The organism is Streptomyces sp. SM10 (genome assembly GCF_002910915.1).
Taxonomy (GTDB): Bacteria; Actinomycetota; Actinomycetes; order Streptomycetales; family Streptomycetaceae; genus Streptomyces.
On sequence record NZ_NEUF01000100.1, the window covers coordinates 1 to 231 of the forward strand.

Annotated in this window: 1 pseudogene; it reads right to left on the minus strand. The window is 80.5% G+C overall.

From position 1 onward, the window contains the following. A pseudogene (locus B9S57_RS14680) lies at positions 1–231 on the minus strand (ABC transporter permease); the annotation flags it as partial.

The window sequence follows — 231 nt, forward strand, 5'->3', positions numbered from 1 at the left end:
GTCGGCGTGCAGGGGGTCGCGCAGCAGCCCGGCGACGGTGACGGCGAGGAGGAGCGCCGCCAGGACCACGGCCGCCACGGCCACCGCCCGCCGGGTGGGGAGGGACGGGGCCACGAGAGGCGGAAGCGCGCCGTCGGTGCGGGCGGGGCCGAGCAGGACCCGGGAGGCGGTCCGGGCCGCGAGTCCGGCGGCGACGCCGAGGAGGAGCAGGAGCAGCACGCAGGCCTGGAG